The sequence below is a fragment of the Amycolatopsis nalaikhensis genome (genome assembly GCF_030264295.1).
Classification (GTDB): domain Bacteria; phylum Actinomycetota; class Actinomycetes; order Mycobacteriales; family Pseudonocardiaceae; genus Amycolatopsis; species Amycolatopsis nalaikhensis.
Genome location: NZ_CP127173.1, coordinates 247,275 through 266,020, shown reverse-complemented (window position 1 = coordinate 266,020; position 18,746 = coordinate 247,275). Strand labels below are relative to the sequence as shown.

Sequence of the window (18,746 nt, the reverse complement as noted above, 5' to 3'; positions counted from 1 at the left end):
ATTGCACGTTCCGCACTTGTTCGGTCACACGGTGTGTTGTGAGTCACTGACCAACCGCATGCGGTGACAACCGGGCAAACGTTTGCGTGACGGCCGCCACCAGCCATAAAGGCGGCGTTAACGCGTGTCAGGAACGCATCAAGAGGCCGTCAGCCGCGGGCCGGACGGCGCTCTCGCCCCCGCACAGTGAACGCGTCCGGTCACCGAACCCGGTGACCCGTCTTGAGAGGTGCCTGTGGCCGACTTGCTTTACGCCGTCCTGCTGATCGGCGTTTTCGTGGTGCTGGCGTTGACGCTGCGCGGCTTGGAGAAGCTGTGAGCGGCGCGGGCACCGTGGCCGACGTCGTCGGCGGGCTGCTGGCGCTGGGCCTCCTCGGCTACCTGTTCGTCGCGCTGATCCGGCCGGAGAAGTTCTGATGTCCGACACGACGGCCGGGCTCATCCAGCTCGGCCTCCTCCTCGCCGCTCTCGCCGTGGTCTACAAGCCTTTCGGCGACTACCTGGCGCGCGTCTTCACGACCGAGAAGCACCTGAAGGCCGAGAAGGGCCTGTACAAGCTCTTCCGCGTCGACCCCGGCTCCGAACAGCGGTGGCCGACCTACGCCGCGGGCGTGCTCGGCTTCTCGTTCGTCTCGATCGTCCTGCTCTACCTGCTGCAGCGGCTGCAACCGCTGCTGCCGTGGAGCCTCGGCCGCGGCTCGGTGAGCCCCGGCGTCGCGTTCAACACGGCGGTTTCGTTCGTCACCAACACGAACTGGCAGTCCTACGTCCCCGAGACGACGATGGGCCACTTCGTCCAGATGGCCGGGCTGACCGTGCAGAACTTCCTGTCGGCCGGGGTCGGCCTGGCCGTCGCGATCGCGGTGGTCCGCGGGTTCGTGCGCGCGGAGACCGACCGGCTCGGCAACTTCTGGGTGGACCTCACGCGCGGCACCGTCCGCGTGCTGCTGCCGATCGCGTTCGTGTTCGCGCTCGTGCTGGTCGCGCTCGGCGTCGTGCAGAGCCTCAAGGCGGGCGTCGCCGTCACCAACCCCGACGGCGGCTCCGGCACGCTCGCCCTCGCCCCGGCGGCGAGCCAGGAGGCGATCAAGGAGGCTCGGCACCAACGGCGGCGGCGTCTTCAACGCCAACTCCGCCCACCCGTTCGAAAACCCGAACGCGTGGAGCAACCTCGTCGAGCTGTTCCTCATCCTGGTGGTCCCGGTCAGCCTGACCCGCGCGTTCGGCAAGCTCGTCGGGAAGCCGAAGCAGGGGTACGTCCTGCTGGGCGTGATGGGGCTGCTGTGGGCGGCTTCGCTGGCGATCATCTGGCTTTCCGAAGCCCACGCGAGCAACCCGGCCGCGCTGGCCGCCGGCGCGAGCATGGAGGGCAAGGAACAGCGGTTCGGCATCGGCCTGACGTCGCTGTTCGCCGACACGACCACGGGCACGTCGACCGGCGCGGTGAACGGCGCCCACGACAGCCTTTCCGGCCTCGGCGGCGGGGGACCGCTGCTGAACATGCTCTACGGCGAGATCTCGCCGGGCGGCGTCGGCACCGGCCTCTACGGGATCCTCGTCCTCGCCGTCATCGCGATGTTCCTGGCCGGGCTGATGGTCGGGCGCACGCCGGAGTACCTGGGCAAGAAGCTCGGCAAGCGCGAGGTCACCTGCGCGGCGATCGCCATGCTGGCGATGCCGACGGTGGTGCTCCTCGGCTCCGGCATCGCCCTGCTGCTGCCGGGCACGGCGGGCGCGCTGGGCAACCCGGGCGCGCACGGCCTGTCCGAGGTCCTCTACGGCTACGCGTCGACCGGCAACAACAACGGCAGCGCGTTCGGCGGGCTGACCGCGACGAGTGACTGGTTCCAGTCGTCGTTCGCCGTCGCCATGCTGATCGGCCGGTTCGTGCCGATCCTCGCCGTGCTGTGCCTGGCCGGTTCCCTGGCCGCGCAACGGAAGGTGCCCGAAACCGCGGGCACGCTGCCCACCACCGGGCCGCTGTTCGCCACCATGCTCACCGGCACGGTGGTGCTCGTCGCGGCCCTCACGTTCATCCCGGCGCTCGCGCTCGGGCCCATCGCGGAGGCACTCGCATGACCCTCACCCAGGAACGGAGTCCGGCGGTTCCGGTCGGGCGACCCGGCCGCGTCGGCGCCGGGGTGTTCAGCCCGCGCCAGCTCTGGACGTCGCTTCCGGAGGCCCTCCGGAAGCTCCACCCGAAGCACCAGCTCGGCAACCCGGTGATGTTCGTCGTCTGGGTCGGCTCCGCGCTGACCACGGTCTTCGCGGTCACCGACCCGAGCGTGTTCACCATCCTGATCGCCGGCTGGCTCTGGTTCACCGTGGTCTTCGCGAACCTCGCCGAGGCCGTCGCCGAAGGCCGCGGCAAGGCGCAGGCGGAAAGCCTGCGGCGGGCGAAGAAGGAGACCGTCGCCCGGCGCCTCACCGAAACCGGCGTCGAGGAGCAGGTACCCGGGGTGGACCTGCGCGTCGGCGACCTGGTCGTCGTCGAGGCGGGCCAGGTGATCCCGGGCGACGGCGACGTCGTCGAGGGCATCGCGACCGTCGACGAGTCGGCCATCACCGGCGAGTCGGCCCCGGTCATCCGGGAGTCCGGCGGCGACCGCAGCGCCGTCACCGGCGGCACGACCGTGCTGAGCGACCGGATCGTCGTGCGCGTCACGACCAAGCCGGGTGAGTCCTTTGTGGACCGTATGATCGCCTTGGTGGAAGGCGCTTCGCGGCAGAAGACGCCGAACGAGATCGCGCTGACCATCCTGCTCTCGACGCTGACGATCATCTTCCTGCTCGCCGTCGTCGCGCTGCAGCCGATGGCCCGCTACTCCGGCTCCGAGCAGTCCGTGATCGTGCTGACGGCCTTGCTCGTGTGCCTGATCCCGACGACGATCGGCGCGCTGCTGAGCGCCATCGGCATCGCCGGGATGGACCGGCTCGTGCAGCGCAACGTGCTGGCGACCAGCGGCCGCGCGGTGGAGGCCGCGGGCGACGTCTCGACGCTGCTGCTCGACAAGACCGGCACCATCACCTTCGGCAACCGCCGGGCCACCGAGCTGATCCCGGTCGGTTCGTCCACTTCGGACGAACTGGCGCGGGCCGCGAGGCTGGCCAGCCTGGCCGACGAGACCCCCGAAGGCCGCAGCGTCGTCGAACTCACCGAGGACTACGCGGCCCAGGACGAGCGCGGCGAGTTCGTCCCGTTCACCGCGCAGACCCGGATGAGCGGCCTGGACGTCGGGACCAGGCGGATCCGCAAGGGCGCGGCGAGTGCCGTCCGCGCGTGGGTGCGCGAGAACGGCGGGGAGTTCCCGGACGAGACCGAGCGCGTGGTCGACGAGATCAGCGCCCAGGGCGGCACGCCGCTGGTCGTCGCCGAGGACACCGTGGTGCGCGGCGTGATCCGGCTGTCCGACGTCGTCAAGCCGGGCATGAAAGAGCGTTTCGAAGAGCTGCGCGCGATGGGCATCAAGACGGTGATGATCACCGGCGACAACCCGCTCACCGCGAAGGCCATCGCCGCGGACGCGGGCGTCGACGACTTCCTCGCCGAAGCCAAGCCCGAAGACAAGATGGCGCTCATCAAGCGGGAGCAGGAAGGCGGGCGGTTGGTCGCGATGACCGGCGACGGCACCAACGACGCGCCCGCGCTCGCGCAGGCCGATGTCGGCGTCGCGATGAACACCGGCACCTCGGCCGCCAAGGAAGCCGGGAACATGGTCGACCTCGACAGCGACCCGACGAAGCTGATCGAGATCGTGGAGATCGGCAAGCAGCTGCTGATCACCCGCGGCGCGCTGACGACGTTCAGCGTCGCCAACGACCTGGCGAAGTACTTCGCGATCCTGCCCGCGATGTTCACCGGCATCTACGCCCAGCTCGGCGGGCTGAACATCATGCACCTGGCCACCCCGAAGTCGGCGATCCTCTCCGCGGTCATCTTCAACGCGCTGATCATCGTCGTGCTCATCCCCCTGGCCCTGCGCGGCGTGCGGTACAAGCCGTCGTCGGCCTCGGCCCTGCTGCGCCGCAACCTGCTCGTCTACGGCCTCGGCGGGATCGTCAGCCCCTTCCTCGGGATCTGGCTGATCGACCTGCTCGTCCGTCTCATCCCCGGAATCGGGTGAAGCGAAGTGCACACGCTCGTCAAGCAGACCTGGGCCGGGCTGCGCGTCCTGCTCGTCATGACCGTCCTGCTCGGGGTCCTCTACCCCCTCGCGGTGTGGGCGGTGGCCCGGATCCCCGGGCTGGAGTCGAATGCCGAGGGGTCGATCGTCACGCGGGACGGCCAAGCCGTCGGGTCGTCGCTCATCGGCGTCGACCCGGTGCCCGCCGACCCCGAGCACGACCCGTGGTTCCACACCCGCCCCACAGCGGTCGGCCCCGGCCTGCCCTCCGGCGCGTCCAACAAGGGGCCGTACAACGAAGACCTCGTGAAGACCATCGAGGAGCGCAAGGCCGCGATCGCCGAGCGTGAAGGCGTGACGCCCGATCAGGTGCCGCCGGACGCCGTGACCGCGTCGGCCTCGGGGCTCGACCCGGACATCAGCGTGGCCTACGCCGACCTCCAGGCCGCGCGCGTCGCGAAGAACACCGGCCTGCCGCTCGACCGGGTGAAGCAGCTCATCGCGCAGAACACGAGCGGTGCGGGGATCGGCGTCCCCGGGGTGACTGTGCTCCCGCTCAACTTGGCCGTGCGCGCCGCGGCCGGAGGGGCACACTGACACCGTGACCACGGAGAACCGGCCGCGCCGAGGGGAGCTGAGGATCTACCTCGGCGCGGCCCCGGGCGTCGGCAAGACCTTCGCCATGCTCGGCGAAGCGCGGCGGCGCCTGGACCGCGGCACCGACGTCGTCATCGGGCTCGTCGAGACGCACGGCCGGGAGAAGACCGCCGCGCTGCTCGACGGCCTCGAGGTCGTCCCGCGGCGGCACGCCGAGCACCGCGACCGCGCCTTCGAGGAGATGGACGTCGACGCCGTCCTGGCCCGCGCGCCGGAGGTCGCCGTCGTCGACGAGCTCGCGCACACCAACGTGCCGGGCTCGCGCAACGCCAAGCGCTGGCAGGACGTCGAGGAACTCCTCGAAGCCGGGATCGACGTGCTGTCCACGGTCAACGTGCAGCACCTCCAGAGCCTCAACGACGTCGTCGAGCGGATCACCGGCGTCACCCAGCAGGAAACCGTGCCGGACGAGGTCGTCCGCCGCGCCGAACAGCTCGAGCTGGTCGACATCACGCCGGAGGCGCTGCGGCGGCGGCTCGCGCACGGCAACGTCTACCCGGCCGAACGCATCGACGCCGCGCTCGGCAACTACTTCCGGCCCGGCAACCTCACCGCGCTGCGCGAGCTGGCGCTGCTGTGGGTGGCCGACCAGGTCGACGTCGCCCTGCAGCGCTACCGCGCCGAGCAGCGGATCACCGACACCTGGGAGGCGCGCGAGCGCGTCGTCGTCTCGGTGACCGGCGGCCCGGAGAGCGAGACGCTCATCCGCCGCGCCAGCCGCATCGCCACGCGCGCCGGCGCCGAACTGCAGGTCGTGCACATCCTGCGCGGTGACGGGCTCGCCGGGCCCGGGCCGGCCGCGATCGCCCGCTGCCGGACGGTGGCCGAAGAGGTCGGGGCGACCTTCCACACGGTCGTCGGCGACGACGTGCCGACCGCGCTGCTGGACTTCGCCCGCGGCGTCAACGCGACGCAGCTGGTGATCGGCACTTCGCGGCGCTCCCGCGTGGCGCGGCTGTTCGACGAGGGCATCGGCGCGTCGGTGGTCCGCCGGTCGGGCCCGATCGACGTGCACATGGTCACCCACGCCGAGGCGGGCGGCCGCCTGCGGGCCCGGCTCGCCGCGAGCCCGCTCGGGTTCTCGCGGCTGGTCGCGGGCTGGGTGCTGAGCCTGCTGCTGCCGGTGCTGGTCACCGTCGTCGGCTACACCGTGCCGGCCGGGCTCGACTTCGCCACCGACGTCATCGCCTACGTGCTGGCCACGGTGGTCGTCGCGCTGGTCGGCGGGCTCGGCCCGGCCCTGGCCGCGGCCGTTCTCGGCGCCGGGCTGCTGAACTTCTTCTTCACCCCGCCGCTGTACACGCTCACCGTGCACACGCCGCAGAACCTCGTGACGCTGATCGCGATGGTCGTGGTCGCCGTGCTCGTCGCCCTGGTCGTCGACCAGGCCGCGCGGCGGGCCACCCAGGCGGCGCGGGCCCGGACGGAAGCGGCGTTGCTCGCGTCCTACGCCAAGACCGTGCTGACCCACGCGAACCCGATCGAGCGGCTGCTGGCGAAGGTCCGCGAGAACTTCGCGCTGACTTCGGTGACCCTGCTGGAGAAGCGGGACGGGAGCTGGCACCGGGTCGCGACCGTGGGGGAGCACCCGTGCGCCGACCCGGACGAGGCCGACGCCGACATCGCCGTCACCGCCGACGTGCACCTGACCCTGCGCGGGCGCGCCCTGCGCGCGGCCGACCGGCGGGTGCTGGAAGCCGTGGCCGGGCAGGCCCTTCTGGCCCTGCGGCAGCAGCGGACGGCCGCCGCCGCGGCCCGCGCCGAGCGCAAGGCCGAGGCGACCGAGCTGCGCACGACGTTGCTCTCGGCCGTCGGCCACGACCTGCGCACCCCGCTGACCTCGATCAAGGCGTCGATCGGCAGCCTGCGCGCGCCCGACCTGCGGCTGTCCGAAGAGGACACCGCGGAGCTGATGGAGGCCATCGAGCTGTCGGCCGACCGGCTCGCCGGGCTGATCGACAACCTGCTGGACTCCTCCCGGCTGGCCACCGGGGCGGTCAAACCGCACCTGCGCCCGGTCGGCTACGACGAGGTCGTCGCGCACGCGTTGTCCACTGTGGACGGCTCGGCGGCGGTGCGGGTCGCGGTCGACGACCAGCTGCCGTCGGTGCTCGCCGACCCGGGGCTGCTGGAACGCGTGGTGGCGAACGTGCTGGACAACGCCCTGCGCCACGGCGGCGCCCCGGTGTCCGCGCGGGCTTCCACCCACTCCGGGCAGGTCGAGCTGCGGATCGTCGACCACGGCAAAGGGTTGCGCAAGGGCGCGGCGGACTCGGCGTTCGCGCCGTTCCAGCGCCTCGGCGGCGACCGGGACACCACGCCCGGCGTCGGGCTGGGACTCTCGGTGGCGAAGGGGTTCACCGAGGCGATGGGCGGCACCATCCGCGCCGAGGACACCCCGGGCGGTGGGCTCACGATCGTGGTCTCGCTCCCGGCTTTCAGCGTCGAGCTCGAAGAAGAGGGGGTGCGATGAGCGACCCGGGCGCCACCGTGCTGGTGGTGGACGACGAGCCGCAGATCGTGCGGGCACTGCGGATCAACCTCAGCGCCCGCGGCTACAAGGTGATCACCGCGCACGACGGCACGGCCGCGTTGAAAGCCGTCGCCGAGACGAAGCCCGACGTCGTCGTGCTCGACCTCGGGCTGCCCGACCTCGACGGCACCGAGGTGATCGCGGGCCTGCGCGGCTGGACGACGGTGCCGATCATCGTGCTGTCCGCCCGCGGCGACTCGGCCGACAAGGTCGAGGCCCTCGACGCGGGGGCCGACGACTACGTCACCAAGCCGTTCGGGATGGACGAGCTGCTGGCCCGCCTGCGCGCGGCGGTGCGCCGCTCGGCCGTCGCCGGCGCCGACGGCCCGGAGGCGGTGGTGGACACGGCGTCGTTCAGCGTCGACCTGGCGGCGAAGAAGGTCCGCCGCGCCGACGGCGTCGAGGTCCACCTGACGAAGACCGAGTGGGGCGTGCTGGAGCTGCTGGTGCGCAACCGCGGGCGGCTGGTCGCGCAGAAGCAGCTGCTGCACGAGGTGTGGGGGCCGTCGTACGAGACGGAGTCCCACTACCTGCGCGTGTACCTGGCCCAGCTGCGGCGCAAGCTGGAGCCGGAGCCGTCGCGGCCCCGGCACCTGCTCACCGAACCGGGCATGGGCTACCGCTTCGAGGTCTGAGCGGCACTTTCACGTGAAAGTGCCGCCTAGAACCAGAAGGTCGGCTGGTCGATTCCGAACCGGAGCTTCGCGTAGCGCTTGGAGGCCGCCGCGGAGAAGTAGATGTGCTGGGAAGCCGCGTGGACGTCTCGGAAGCAGCGCTGTACCGGCTGGTCGGCGTGCAGTGCGCCCGCGCCCGCGAAGCCGAACGCGATGTTGACCGCGCTCAGCGAAGCACGCATCGCCTGCTGTGTCGCCAGCAGGAACTGCCCGCGCTGCTTGACGTCCGGGACGTCACCCGCCTGCGCGGTCGCCCAGAGGTCGCCGAGGGCGTCGAAGACGAACGAACGGGCCGAGCGCAGCCGTCCCTCGGCGCGGGTCAGCGCGATCTGGACGTCGCCGTCCTCGGCGATCGGGCCGGGCCCCGGCGGGCGGATCTTGGCCGGGGCGAACGCGGTGAACTCGTCGAGCGCGCGGCGCGCGATGCCGAGCGGGACGCCGGCCATCAGCGTGCCGACGAAGGTGAAGAACGGGAACCGCCACAACGGCCCGTCGTGGCGCGCCGGTTCGGTGAACGGCGAGACGGTGTGCTCCTCGCGGACGACGGCTTCGACGGTGACGTCGTGGCTGCCGGTGCCGCGCAGGCCGGTGACGTCCCAGTTGTCGAGCACCCGCACCTGCGCGGCGGGGACGACGGCCAGCCGCCAGTCCGGCCCGCGGCCCGGCACCATCCGGGGCGCGGTGCCGTCGAACACCATGGCGCCGTTGAAGAAGAGGTCCGAGTGCGGGCTGCCGCTGCAGAACGCCCAGCGGCCGGTGAGCCCGAACTTCCCCTCGCCGTCGGGGGTGAGGCGTCCCATCGGGGCGAAGACGCCGCCGCCGATCGGGTCCGGGACGCCCTTGACGAGGTCCGCGGCGACGGCCGGGTCGAGCCAGGCGAGGAACGCCGAGCCGTTGCCGATGGTGATGGTCCAGCCCGCGGAGCCGTCGGCGCGCGAGAGTTCTTCGACCACCTCGACGATTTCGGCGGGCGGCAGCTCCAGCCCGCCGAGCGCGCGGGGCGTCGCCAGCCGGAAGAGCCCGGCTTCCCGGGCCCGCTCGACGAGGTCGCGGGGCAGGGTCTGGAGCTGTTCGGCTTCCACGGCGCGGGCGCTCAGTTCCGGAGCGATGTCCCGCGCGGCGGTGACGGCGGCGGTGGTGGCTTGTCCCATCATGGTCAACGCCCCCTCAGGGTGTCATGATAGATGGACGTCTATTCGATAGAGGAGTCTCTACCTAAATGACCGGCCCTGTCAAGCGGCGTTATGACACTTCGCGGCGCGCGGAACAGGCACGCGAGAACCGCCGCCGCATCCTGACCGCGGCGTCGGGGCTCTTCCGCGAGAAGGGGTACGCGGGCACGGCGATGCCCGAGGTCGCGAAGACGGCGGGCGTTTCGGTGCAGACGGTGTACAAGGCGTTCGCGAACAAGGCGACGCTGCTCAAGGCGGTCTTCGACGTGACGGTCGCGGGCGACGACGAGGACGTCCCGATCGCCGACCGCGACTTCATCGCGGCGATCCAGGCGGAACCGTCGGCGGCCCGCAAGATCGAGATGTACTTCGCCCACCTGGCGGGGGTGGGCCCGGCGGTGTTCCCGGTCCAGCTCCTGGCCCGCGACGCGGCGGCGGCCGACCCCGCGGCGGCCGAGGTGTGGGCCCAGATGCGCGCGGAGACGCTCACGGCGATGACGTACTTTTCGGCCGACCTGCTGGACACGGGAGAGGTCCGCGCGGGGTTGTCGGCCGAGGACGTCCGCGACGTGTTGTGGACGTACCACGGGCCGGAGCAGTACGAGCTGCTGTGCCAGGAGCGCGGCTGGAGCCCACAGCGCTACGGCGAGTTCCTCCGCGCCGCGGTGACGGCGGCGGTCTTGGACTGACCGGCCCGAGCGCCCCAATGTGGCGTTGGGTGCGTTGGACGCACCCAATGTGGCGTTCGGTGCGTTGGACGCGCCCCAATGTGGCCTTCGGTGCTCCGCCCATGCCCCCACCGCCACCCTCAACGGAGGCGCTTCGCGCCGCAGTGCCCATTCAACGCAACCAAGGCGGCCTTCGGTGCGTGAGACGCAACCAAGGCCGCCTTGGGGCGCTTGGGTCTACGGGGTCGGGCTGGTGCCGGTCGTCGAGGCCGACGGGGCGCCCGCGGAGCTGGAGCCGCCGCCGGTCGGGGTCGTCGGCGTCGTCGGCGTGGTCTCCGGCGGGGGAGTCGTGGTCGGCGGTGTGCTCGTCGGCGGCTTCGGTGTGCTCGTCGGCGGCTTCTGGGTGGGCGTCGTCTGCGGGGGCGGGTTGCCGCCCGTGTCGCTGCGCGGTGGGGGCGGTGGGGCCTGGGTGACCACCGTCGTCGTGGTCTTGCCGTCCGGGCTCACCGACACCACCGTGCTCGGCGGGGCCGAGGACGTGGCCGACGACTCCGACGTCGGGGCGCCGACGGTCGACGGCCCGCTCGTCGGGGTGCTCGGCAGCGTCTGCAGGCCGGCCTGGGAGGTGCCCTGGCCGCCCGTCCCGCCGGTGCCGCCCGCGGTGCTCGCGGGGTCGGGCCCGGCGAGCTCGGCGACGGCGGCGAACGCCGTGGCGACCACCAGCCCGGCGACCCCGAGCACGACGTACCCGGTGCGGTTCGGTTTGCTGCTCTTGGGCGGCGCGGTGTCGATCCTGGTGATCCCGTCGGGGCGGGGCATACAGGCTCTCCTTGGGGATGGCGGGGAGGCGCGGTCGAGGTCGTGACTCGGGGCGTGCCGCCCGCGGCGGGGGAGCGACCTCGGCGGGGAGGTTATCACCGGCGTGCGGGTATTCGCCCAGGTAGTGGCCTTGATCCGTTACTGTGCGCGGTCGGTTGACCCGGAAGGGAGAAAACGCGTGGGTGAGGAACAAACGAACACGCGGCTGACGGCGTGGGTCCGCGGCCGGGTGCAGGGGGTCGGTTTCCGCTGGTGGACGCGCAGCCGGGCGCTCGAACTGGGCCTGGTCGGCAGCGCCGGCAATCTGGCCGACGGCCGTGTCGAGGTCATAGCGGAGGGTAGCCGAGACCACTGTGAGCGGTTGTTGGCCGCGTTGCGGTCGGGGGAATCACCCGGTCGTGTGGAGCACGTCGCCGAGCGCTGGTCCGACCCGAAAGGGGGACTCACCGGCTTCGTCGAGCGGTGACGCGTGGGACTCATGAGGTTGCCGGGACGACGTCGCCTGTGCTAGGGCGCGCCGAGGAGGGGGCGCGTCCGGCGGTCCCCGGAGGCCCCCAGGTAGCCTGGGACGATTGAAACGCCAGTTTTAGCGGCCAGAGGGGTCAGCACCACGTGCACCTGAAAAGCCTGACGCTCAAGGGCTTCAAGTCCTTCGCCTCGGCCACCACGCTGCGCTTCGAGCCGGGCATCACCTGCGTGGTCGGGCCGAACGGCTCGGGCAAGTCCAACGTGCTGGACGCGCTGCGCTGGGTCATGGGCACCCAGGGCGCGAAGGACCTGCGCGGCGGCAAGATGGAGGACGTCATCTTCGCCGGCACCGCGGGCCGCGCCCCGCTCGGCCGCGCCGAGGTCACCCTCACCATCGACAACGCCGACGGCGCGCTCCCCATCGAGTACTCCGAGGTGTCGATCACCCGCCGGATGTTCCGCGACGGCGCGAGCGAGTACGAGATCAACGGCGACCGCTGCCGCCTGATGGACGTCCAGGAACTGCTGTCGGACTCCGGTATCGGCCGTGAGATGCACGTCATCGTCGGGCAGGGCCAGCTCTCGGCGATCCTCGAGTCCAAGCCCGAAGAGCGCCGCGCCTTCATCGAGGAGGCCGCCGGCGTCCTCAAGCACCGCAAGCGCAAGGAACAGACCCTGCGCAAGCTGGCCAACATGCAGGGCAACCTCGACCGCCTCGGCGACCTCACCACCGAGCTGCGCCGCCAGCTCAAGCCGCTGGGCAAGCAGGCCGAGATCGCCCGCAAGGCGCAGTCGGTGCAGTCCGAGCTGCGCGACGCCCGCCTCCGCCTGCTCGCCGACGACCTCGTCACCCAGCGCGAGGCGATCGCCCGCGAGGAGGCCGACGAAAAGACGGCCCGCGCGCGCCGCGCCGAGGTCGAGCAGACCCTCGAGATCGTCTCCGCCGAAGAGACCGAGCTGGAGGCCTCGCTCGCCGAGGACGCGCCGCTGCTGCAGACCGCCCAGGAGACCTGGTACAAGCTCTCCGCGCTGGCCGAACGCCTCCGCGGCACCGTCCGGCTCGCCATCGAGCGTCAGCGGCACCTGTCGGCCGACGTCTCGACGTCGACCGGCGGCCGCGACCCGGAAGAGCTCCTGGAGGAAGCCGAGCGCGTCGCCGAGCAGGAAGAGGAGCTCAACGAGGCCGTCATGGAGGCCCGGGAGCTGCTCGCCCAGACCGTGCTGCGCCGCGAAGACCTCGAACAGCGCGTCCAGGCCGCCGAACGCGCGCACTGGGCCGCCGTCCGCGCCATCGCCGACCGCCGCGAGGGCATGGCCAAGCTGACCGGCCAGGTCGAGGCCCTGCGCAGCAAGAACGGCGCCACGTCCGACGAAATCGACCGCCTCAGCGTCTCCCTCGAAGAAGCCGCCGAGCGCGCCGAGATCGCCGTCGAAGAACTGGAAATGGCCAAGGCCGAGGGCGGCGCGGAGGAATCCGACGACGCCGGGCTGATGGACCGTCACGACCGCGCCGTCGAAGCCAACAACGCGGCCAAGGCGCGCGTCGAAGAGCTGGTCAAGGCCGAGCGCGCGGCCGAGCGCGAGATCGCATCGGAGAAGGCGCGCGTCGAGGCGCTGTCCATGGGGCTCAAGCGCAAGGACGGCGCGGGCGCCCTGCTCGGCGCGTCCCACGAGCTGCCGGGCCTGCTCGGCTCGGTCGCCGCGCTGCTGACCGTCGAGCCGGGCCACGAGGTCGCGCTGGCCGCGGCGCTCGGCCCGGTGGCCGACGCGGTCGCGGTCTCGGGCGGCGAAGAAGCGCTGCGGGCGCTGAAGTACTTGAAGGACACCGATTCCGGCCGCGCGGGCATCCTGCTCGGCGGCCCGGAGTCCACTGTGGACACGTACTCCTGGCCCTCGTTGCCGGAAGGCGCGCGATGGGCCCGCGAGGTCGTCACGGCGCCGCCGCAGCTGCGGGCCGCCGTCGAGCAGGCCCTCGACAAGCTCGCGATCGTCCGCGACCTCGACTCGGCGCGGCACCTCGTCGCGGCGCACCCGGACGTCCGGGCGGTCACCGCCGAGGGCGACGTCTTCGGCACCCGCTGGGCGATCGGCGGTTCCGGCAAGCGCGAGAGCGTGATCGAGGTCCAGGCCGCCGTCGACGAGGCGGCCGAGCGGCTCCGCCTGGCCGAGCGCTCGCTGGAGCGGTACGCGGCCGAGCTGGAAGGCGCCCGCGCCGAGCAGCAGGCGCGCCGCGAAGAGGTGTCGCAGGCCAAGGACGCCCTCGGCGAGGCGAAGGTCCGCAAGGCCCGCTCGTCGGAGCGGCTCAACCGGCTGCAGCAGGCCGCCCGCCAGGCACAGGCCGAGGTCGAACGGCTGTCCGGGCAGCGCGCGAAGGTCGAGCAGAGCCGCGTGCAGGCGCTGGCCCAGCTCGCCGAGCTGGAGGAGCGGCTCGCCGCCGTCGCCGAGCAGCCGGTCGAGGACGACCCGGACACCGCCGAGCGCGACCAGGCCGTCGAGGAGCTGGCCGTCGTCCGGCAGGAGGAGATGGAGGCGCGGCTCGCGCAGCGCACCGCCGAAGAGCGGGCGCGCAGCATCGCGGGCAAGGCCGAAGGGCTCCGCCGCGCCGCGCACGCCGAGCAGCAGGCCCGCGAACGCGCCGAGCGCGCCGCCGCGGCCCGCAAGCGCGGCGCCGAGATCGCCAACGCCGTCGTCAACGGCGGCGAGATCGCGCTGGAGCGCATCGAGCACTCGGTCCAGCGCGCGGCGCAGGAGCGCGACGAGGTCCAGGCCCGCCGCCAGACCCGCGAGCAGGCGCTGACCGGCGTCCGCGCCAAGGTCCGCGAGCTGACCGGCGAGCTGGAGAAGCTGACCGACGCCGTGCACCGCGACGAGGTCCTGCGCGCCGAGCAGCGCCTGCGGCTGGAGACGCTGGAAGCCAAGATCGCCGAGGACTTCGGCATCGGGCTCAACGATCTGGTGCAGGAGTACGGCCCGGACGTCCCGGTCCCGCCGAGCGCGGGCGAGATGGCCGAGTACGAGGCGGCCAAGGACCGCGGCGAGGACGTCACCCCGCCGCCGCCGATGCCGTACGACCGCGACACCCAGGCCCGCCGCGCCAAGCGCGCCGAGAAGGACTTGTCGTTGCTGGGCAAGGTGAACCCCCTCGCGCTGGAGGAGTTCGCGGCGCTGGAGGAGCGGTACAAGTTCCTCTCCACCCAGCTGGAGGACCTCAAGGACACCCGCAAGGACCTCGAAGCCGTCATCAAGCAGGTCGACGAGAAGATCCTCGAGGTCTTCGCCTCGGCGTACGCGGACGTCTCGCGCGAGTTCGAGACGGTGTTCGGCGTGCTCTTCCCCGGCGGCGAAGGCCGGATGGTCCTCACCGAGCCGGACGACCTGCTCAGCACCGGCGTCGACGTCGAGGCGCGCCCGCCGGGCAAGAAGGTCAAGCGGCTGTCGCTGCTCTCCGGTGGCGAGAAGTCGCTGGTGGCGGTGGGCATGCTGGTCGCGATCTTCCGCGCCCGCCCCTCACCCTTCTACGTGATGGACGAGGTCGAGGCGGCGCTGGACGACACGAACATGCGCCGGCTGATCGGGCTGCTGGAGCAGCTGCGCGACTCGTCGCAGCTGATCATCATCACCCACCAGAAGCCGACGATGGAGATCGCCGACGCGCTCTACGGCGTGAGCATGCAGGGCGACGGCATCACGAAGGTGATCTCGCAGCGCCTGCGCACCAGCGAGGAAGAGCCGGTCCCGGTCAGCTGACCCGTCACATCTCGTCTTCCCGCGGCGCGCGCTCGTCGGGTCGCGCCCGGGGGTCGAACGTGGCGAGGTCGTTGCCGACCCAGCGTCCGTCGTCGATCCGGGCCCGGCGGCCGCGCGGGGTGATGAAGCCGCGCTTCACGCTCCGCTTCCGGTCGGCGCGGTCCATGACCAGCGCGACGGCGATGACCACGACGAGCACCACGCCGATGCCGATGAAGAACCCCATGTGATCCCCTCCGGCGCCCAGGTTACGGGAAAGCGCCCCAAGGTGGCCTTGGTTGCGTCCGACGCACCCAAGGCGGCCTTCGGTGCTCCTCCCATGCCCCCACCGCCACCCTCAACGGAGGCGCTTCGCGCCGCAGCGCCCATTCAACGCACCGAAGGCCGCATTGGGGCGCTTGTCAGCCCGCTACCCAGAAGGCGTAGTCCGCCGAGTAGGGCACCGCCGTCTGCGCGCCGTCCGCGCACCTCCCCGCCGGGGCCACGCCGCCGCGTGTGTGGAGGCGCTGGATGTAGGTCACCTTGCCGAAGACGCCGTCGCCGGTGTTGAGGTTCGCCTTGAGCAGCAGTTCCGGGATCGCGCCCTCCCGCGGCGAATTGGCCACCGCCGCCGCGCCGACCGTGCTTCCGTCCACAACGGACGTCCACACCGGACCCTTGCTGTGCAGCGCCACCGGCTTGCCGTGCCGGGTCAGCACCGCGGCGGGCTGGAGCAACGTCCACGCGCCCGCGGTGCACCCGTAGATCTGCACGCCTTCGGCGGGGTACGAAGCCAGCGGCCGGTTGCCGTCCGGGACCTTGATCGCGTCGGGCACCTTCGCCGGTGCCGGGGTGGCCGAAGCCGTCGCCGCGCCGCCCAGGAACAGGGCACCGATCGCGAGCGCCACCGTCATCCGCTTCATGAAGTCCACCTTCGCTGTCCTCCCGCCGCTTCTCGGCGGGCTCCCGCAACCCGACACGGGCGCCCGCCGGAAACGGTTCAGACGGATCAGGCGGCGGTGACCTCCTCGGCCGGCGGCGCCTCTTCGGCTTCGGCCGCCTTCGGGTCCGGCGTCCGGTGCCGCAGCGAAAGCAGCCCGCCGACGACCAGCGTGATCACCACCCCCAGCAGCGTGTACCAGGGGTAGGCCAGCGCGACCTTGTCCCCGGCCGCCTTGCTGAAGTCGACGCCGATCAGCGAGCCGGTCTTCGCGCTGAACTTCACCCCGAGGATGACGAACGCCATCACCACGACCGTCGTGACGAACGCGATGACCGCGTCCGCCTGCCGCGCCTTCTTGATCAGCAGGCCCAGCAGGAACGAGCCGAGCAGCGCGCCGTAGGTGTAGCCGGTGATCGCCAGCCCGAGTCTCGATGACCGAGTTCTTCGTGGTGGAGAACAGCGACGCGAACACCGCGAACACCACGGCCCAGATCAGTGTCCACATGCGACCGTGCCGCAGCAGCTTCGAATCCTCGGGCGAGCGCTTGGTGAACCGCTGGTAGAGATCGGCCACCGTGGACGTCGACAGCGCGTTGAGCGCCGAGGCCAGCGCGCCCATGGTCGAGGCGAGGACACCGGCGATGAGCAGCCCCGAGACGCCGACGGGCAGGTCGTCGATGATGAACCGCGAGAACACGTCGTCCGGGCTCTGCAGGCCCAGCTGCGCCACCGACTTGCGGCCGTTGAACACCCACAGCATCGCCCCGACCAGCAGGAACAGCGCGAACTGGATCGTGACGATGATCCCGCTGCCGATCAGCGCCTTCTGGCCGTCGCGCAGGCTGCGCGTGGCCATCAGCCGCTGCGCGATCAGCTGGTCCGCGCCGTGCGAAGCCATCGACAGCGCCGCGCCGCCGAGCACCGCCGTGACGAACGCGTACGGGCTGGTCAGCAGGTTCTTCGTGAAGTCGACGAGCATGAACTTGCCGTCCGCCGACGCCTGCGACGCCCAGTCACCCGGCAGCTTGTTCAGCAGCACGATCGCGGCCACCGCCGCGCCGCCCAGGTAGAGCGACAGCTGGATGACGTCGACCCAGACGACCGCCTTGATCCCGCCGATGTAGGCGTAGATCAACGTCAGCGCGGTCAGGATCACCACGATCACCCAGTAGTCCAGGTGGATGTTGTAGTGGCCCAGGATCACCTTGATCGGGATCGCGCCGGCGAACAGGCGCACGCCCTCGGCGAGCAGCCGGGTGATCACGAACGTCACCGACGCCGTGCCCTGCAGCCCCGAGCCGAACCGCTTCCCGAGGAACGCGTACGCGCTCACGAGGTTGCCGCGGAAGTACCGCGGCAGCAGCACGAACGCGGCGACGGTCCGGCCGATGATGTAGCCGAACGCCAGCTGCAGGAACAGGAACGCGTTGCCGAACACGAGCCCGGGCGTGCTGATCACGGTCAGGGTCGACGTCTCCGTGGCCACCACGGACAGCATCACCGCACCCCAGGGCAGGCTGCGCTCGCCGACGAAGTAGTCGGCCGCCGACCGTTGCTTCCGGCCGACGAGCACGCCTATCAGCGGCATCGCCGCCAGGTAGACCACGATGATCGCGAGGTCAACACCGCGCATGGACATCTCCTACTGTCATCCGGCCTTCTCCGCGACTCGCAACCGCGTCACGGTGCCCCCCAGCGGGGCGGGAAGGATCAGGGGCCCGGCGCCCGGGACGAGCGCGCCGAGCAGGCGCGGCCCGCGGGCCCCGGTGGCCGACGGCACCGTACCGGGCACGCCGCACCAGGTGAGCCAGCCGAGCAGGGCGGTCAGGTACGCCTCCTTGCCCGCTCCGGGCAGGCCGAGGTCGTCGCTGGTCTTGAGGACCACCGACGGCAGGTGCCCGGCCAGCGCGGCCATCACCGCCGGGTTCGCGACGCCGCCGCCGGAGGCGATCACCGTCGTCACACCGTGGCGCAGGCACTGGTCGGCGACCGTCACCGCGGTCAGCTCGGTCAACGTCGCCAGCAGGTCGGCGGGCTCGACCGGTTCGAGCCCGGCGAGCGCCGCGTCGAGGTAGGGCGCGTTGAAGTGCTCCTTGCCGGTGGACTTCGGCGGCGCGGCGGCGAAGTACGGGTCGGCGAGCAGCCGGGCGAGCAGGTCGGAGCGGACCGTCCCGGCGAGCGCGAGCCGCCCGTCGACGTCGCTGTGCCGCCCGGTGACGCGGTGGGCCGCGAGGTCGAGCAGGGCGTTGGCGGGGCCGGTGTCGTAGGCGATCGCGGGTTCGCCCGCGGCGACGACGGTGATGTTCGCGATGCCGCCGAGGTTCAGCGCGGCGACCGGCCGGCCGGTGTCCTCGGCCACGCCGCGCAGCCACAGGTGGTCGAGCGTGCCGGCCAGGGGCGCGCCGTGCCCGCCCGCGGCGACGTCGCGGGCCCGCAGGTCGGCGAGCACCGGCAGCCCGGTGCGCTCGGCGATCCAGGCGGGCTGGCCGAGCTGCAGCGTGCCGCGGACCTCGCCGTCCTCGACCCAGTGGTAGACGGTCTGGCCCAGCGACGCGACCAGGTCCGCGGTGCCGCCGGCCAGTTCCCCGGCCCCGCGGACGGCCGCGTCGGCGAACGCCTGGCCGACGCCGGTGTCGAGCCGGGTCAGCTCGCCCGCGGTGCAGGGGTTCGGCGGCAGGGCGGCGAGCAGGCGCTCGCGCAGCGGCTCGGGATACGGGATCTCCAGCTCACCCAGCGGCGTCAGGACGATCGTGTCGTCCTCGGCGTGCAAGTCGGCGGCGGCCACGTCGATGCCGTCGACGGACGTGCCCGAAAGCAACCCGATCACGCGGAAGCCGTGCGTCCCCATCCGGTGGGGTTTAGTGCAGGCCCCGGGGTGACGCAACCCACGTGGTGAAGTCTTGGCCCAATCGGGACCAACGTCGTTACGAATTGCCTGTGCGGACGGGGTGTCCGGGACCGG

13 protein-coding genes and 2 pseudogenes are annotated in these 18,746 nt (G+C 71.9%); 9 read left to right on the top strand and 6 right to left on the bottom strand.

Annotation, left to right across the window (positions count from 1 at the left end; all coding sequences use genetic code 11):
- Window positions 1-315 precede the first annotated feature (315 nt).
- From kdpF to QP939_RS01325, 6 genes and pseudogenes are all read left to right on the top strand, one after another.
- Window positions 316-417 carry a K(+)-transporting ATPase subunit F gene (gene kdpF, locus QP939_RS01350; protein WP_285454631.1) on the top strand — a complete coding sequence of 34 codons (102 nt, stop codon included), beginning with the start codon at window positions 316-318 and terminating at the stop codon, window positions 415-417.
- Window positions 417-2,079: pseudogene (gene kdpA / locus QP939_RS01345) on the top strand (potassium-transporting ATPase subunit KdpA). The gene kdpF and the pseudogene kdpA overlap by 1 nt, the downstream one beginning before the upstream one ends.
- Entirely contained in the window at window positions 2,076-4,124 is a 2,049-nt protein-coding gene (gene kdpB, locus QP939_RS01340; protein WP_285454630.1) for a potassium-transporting ATPase subunit KdpB, read from the top strand. Before kdpA ends, kdpB begins: the two are co-directional and overlap by 4 nt.
- 6 nt (window positions 4,125-4,130) lie before the next feature.
- Window positions 4,131-4,721, top strand: coding sequence for a potassium-transporting ATPase subunit C (locus QP939_RS01335; protein WP_285454629.1), 591 nt, complete (start codon window positions 4,131-4,133; stop codon window positions 4,719-4,721).
- A gap of 4 nt (window positions 4,722-4,725) precedes the next feature.
- A complete protein-coding gene (locus tag QP939_RS01330; protein WP_285454628.1) occupies window positions 4,726-7,254 on the top strand; it encodes a sensor histidine kinase in 2,529 nt (842 codons plus the stop codon).
- Window positions 7,251-7,949: a response regulator gene (locus tag QP939_RS01325; RefSeq protein WP_285454627.1), complete on the top strand. Its 699-nt coding sequence runs from the start codon at window positions 7,251-7,253 to the stop codon at window positions 7,947-7,949. The genes QP939_RS01330 and QP939_RS01325 overlap by 4 nt, the downstream gene beginning before the upstream one ends.
- 26 nt (window positions 7,950-7,975) lie before the next feature.
- Here QP939_RS01325 and QP939_RS01320 read toward each other — a convergent pair whose 3' ends face one another.
- Window positions 7,976-9,142 carry an acyl-CoA dehydrogenase family protein gene (locus QP939_RS01320; RefSeq protein WP_285454626.1) on the bottom strand — a complete coding sequence of 389 codons (1,167 nt, stop codon included), beginning with the start codon at window positions 9,140-9,142 and terminating at the stop codon, window positions 7,976-7,978.
- Window positions 9,143-9,207: 65 nt separating this feature from the next.
- Between QP939_RS01320 and QP939_RS01315 the strand changes: the two genes are divergently transcribed.
- A complete protein-coding gene (locus QP939_RS01315; protein WP_285454625.1) occupies window positions 9,208-9,849 on the top strand; it encodes a TetR/AcrR family transcriptional regulator in 642 nt (213 codons plus the stop codon).
- A gap of 216 nt (window positions 9,850-10,065) precedes the next feature.
- Here the strand turns inward: QP939_RS01315 and QP939_RS01310 are convergent, their stop codons facing one another.
- Complete coding sequence (locus tag QP939_RS01310) at window positions 10,066-10,647, bottom strand: hypothetical protein (protein WP_285454624.1); 582 nt, start codon at window positions 10,645-10,647, stop codon at window positions 10,066-10,068.
- Window positions 10,648-10,825: 178 nt separating this feature from the next.
- Here QP939_RS01310 and QP939_RS01305 point away from each other — a divergent pair, with 178 nt between their 5' ends.
- The gene (locus QP939_RS01305; protein WP_285459607.1) at window positions 10,826-11,113 is read left to right on the top strand and encodes an acylphosphatase; all 288 of its coding nucleotides are present in this window, start codon (window positions 10,826-10,828) and stop codon (window positions 11,111-11,113) included.
- Between the two features lie 146 nt (window positions 11,114-11,259).
- Entirely contained in the window at window positions 11,260-14,862 is a 3,603-nt protein-coding gene (gene smc, locus QP939_RS01300; protein WP_285454623.1) for a chromosome segregation protein SMC, read from the top strand.
- Between the two features lie 4 nt (window positions 14,863-14,866).
- On the opposite strand, the gene QP939_RS01295 is transcribed toward smc, so the two are convergent.
- The 4 genes and pseudogenes from QP939_RS01295 to QP939_RS01280 all read right to left on the bottom strand — a co-directional run bounded on the left by QP939_RS01295 (window position 14,867) and on the right by QP939_RS01280 (window position 18,632).
- The gene (locus QP939_RS01295; RefSeq protein ID WP_285454622.1) at window positions 14,867-15,088 is read right to left on the bottom strand and encodes a hypothetical protein; all 222 of its coding nucleotides are present in this window, start codon (window positions 15,086-15,088) and stop codon (window positions 14,867-14,869) included.
- A gap of 175 nt (window positions 15,089-15,263) precedes the next feature.
- Complete coding sequence (locus QP939_RS01290) at window positions 15,264-15,755, bottom strand: DUF3455 domain-containing protein (RefSeq protein WP_285459605.1); 492 nt, start codon at window positions 15,753-15,755, stop codon at window positions 15,264-15,266.
- A gap of 95 nt (window positions 15,756-15,850) precedes the next feature.
- Window positions 15,851-17,417 (bottom strand): annotated as a pseudogene (locus QP939_RS01285) (sodium:solute symporter).
- Between the two features lie 15 nt (window positions 17,418-17,432).
- Entirely contained in the window at window positions 17,433-18,632 is a 1,200-nt protein-coding gene (locus QP939_RS01280; RefSeq protein ID WP_285454621.1) for an anhydro-N-acetylmuramic acid kinase, read from the bottom strand.
- Window positions 18,633-18,746: the final 114 nt, after the last annotated feature.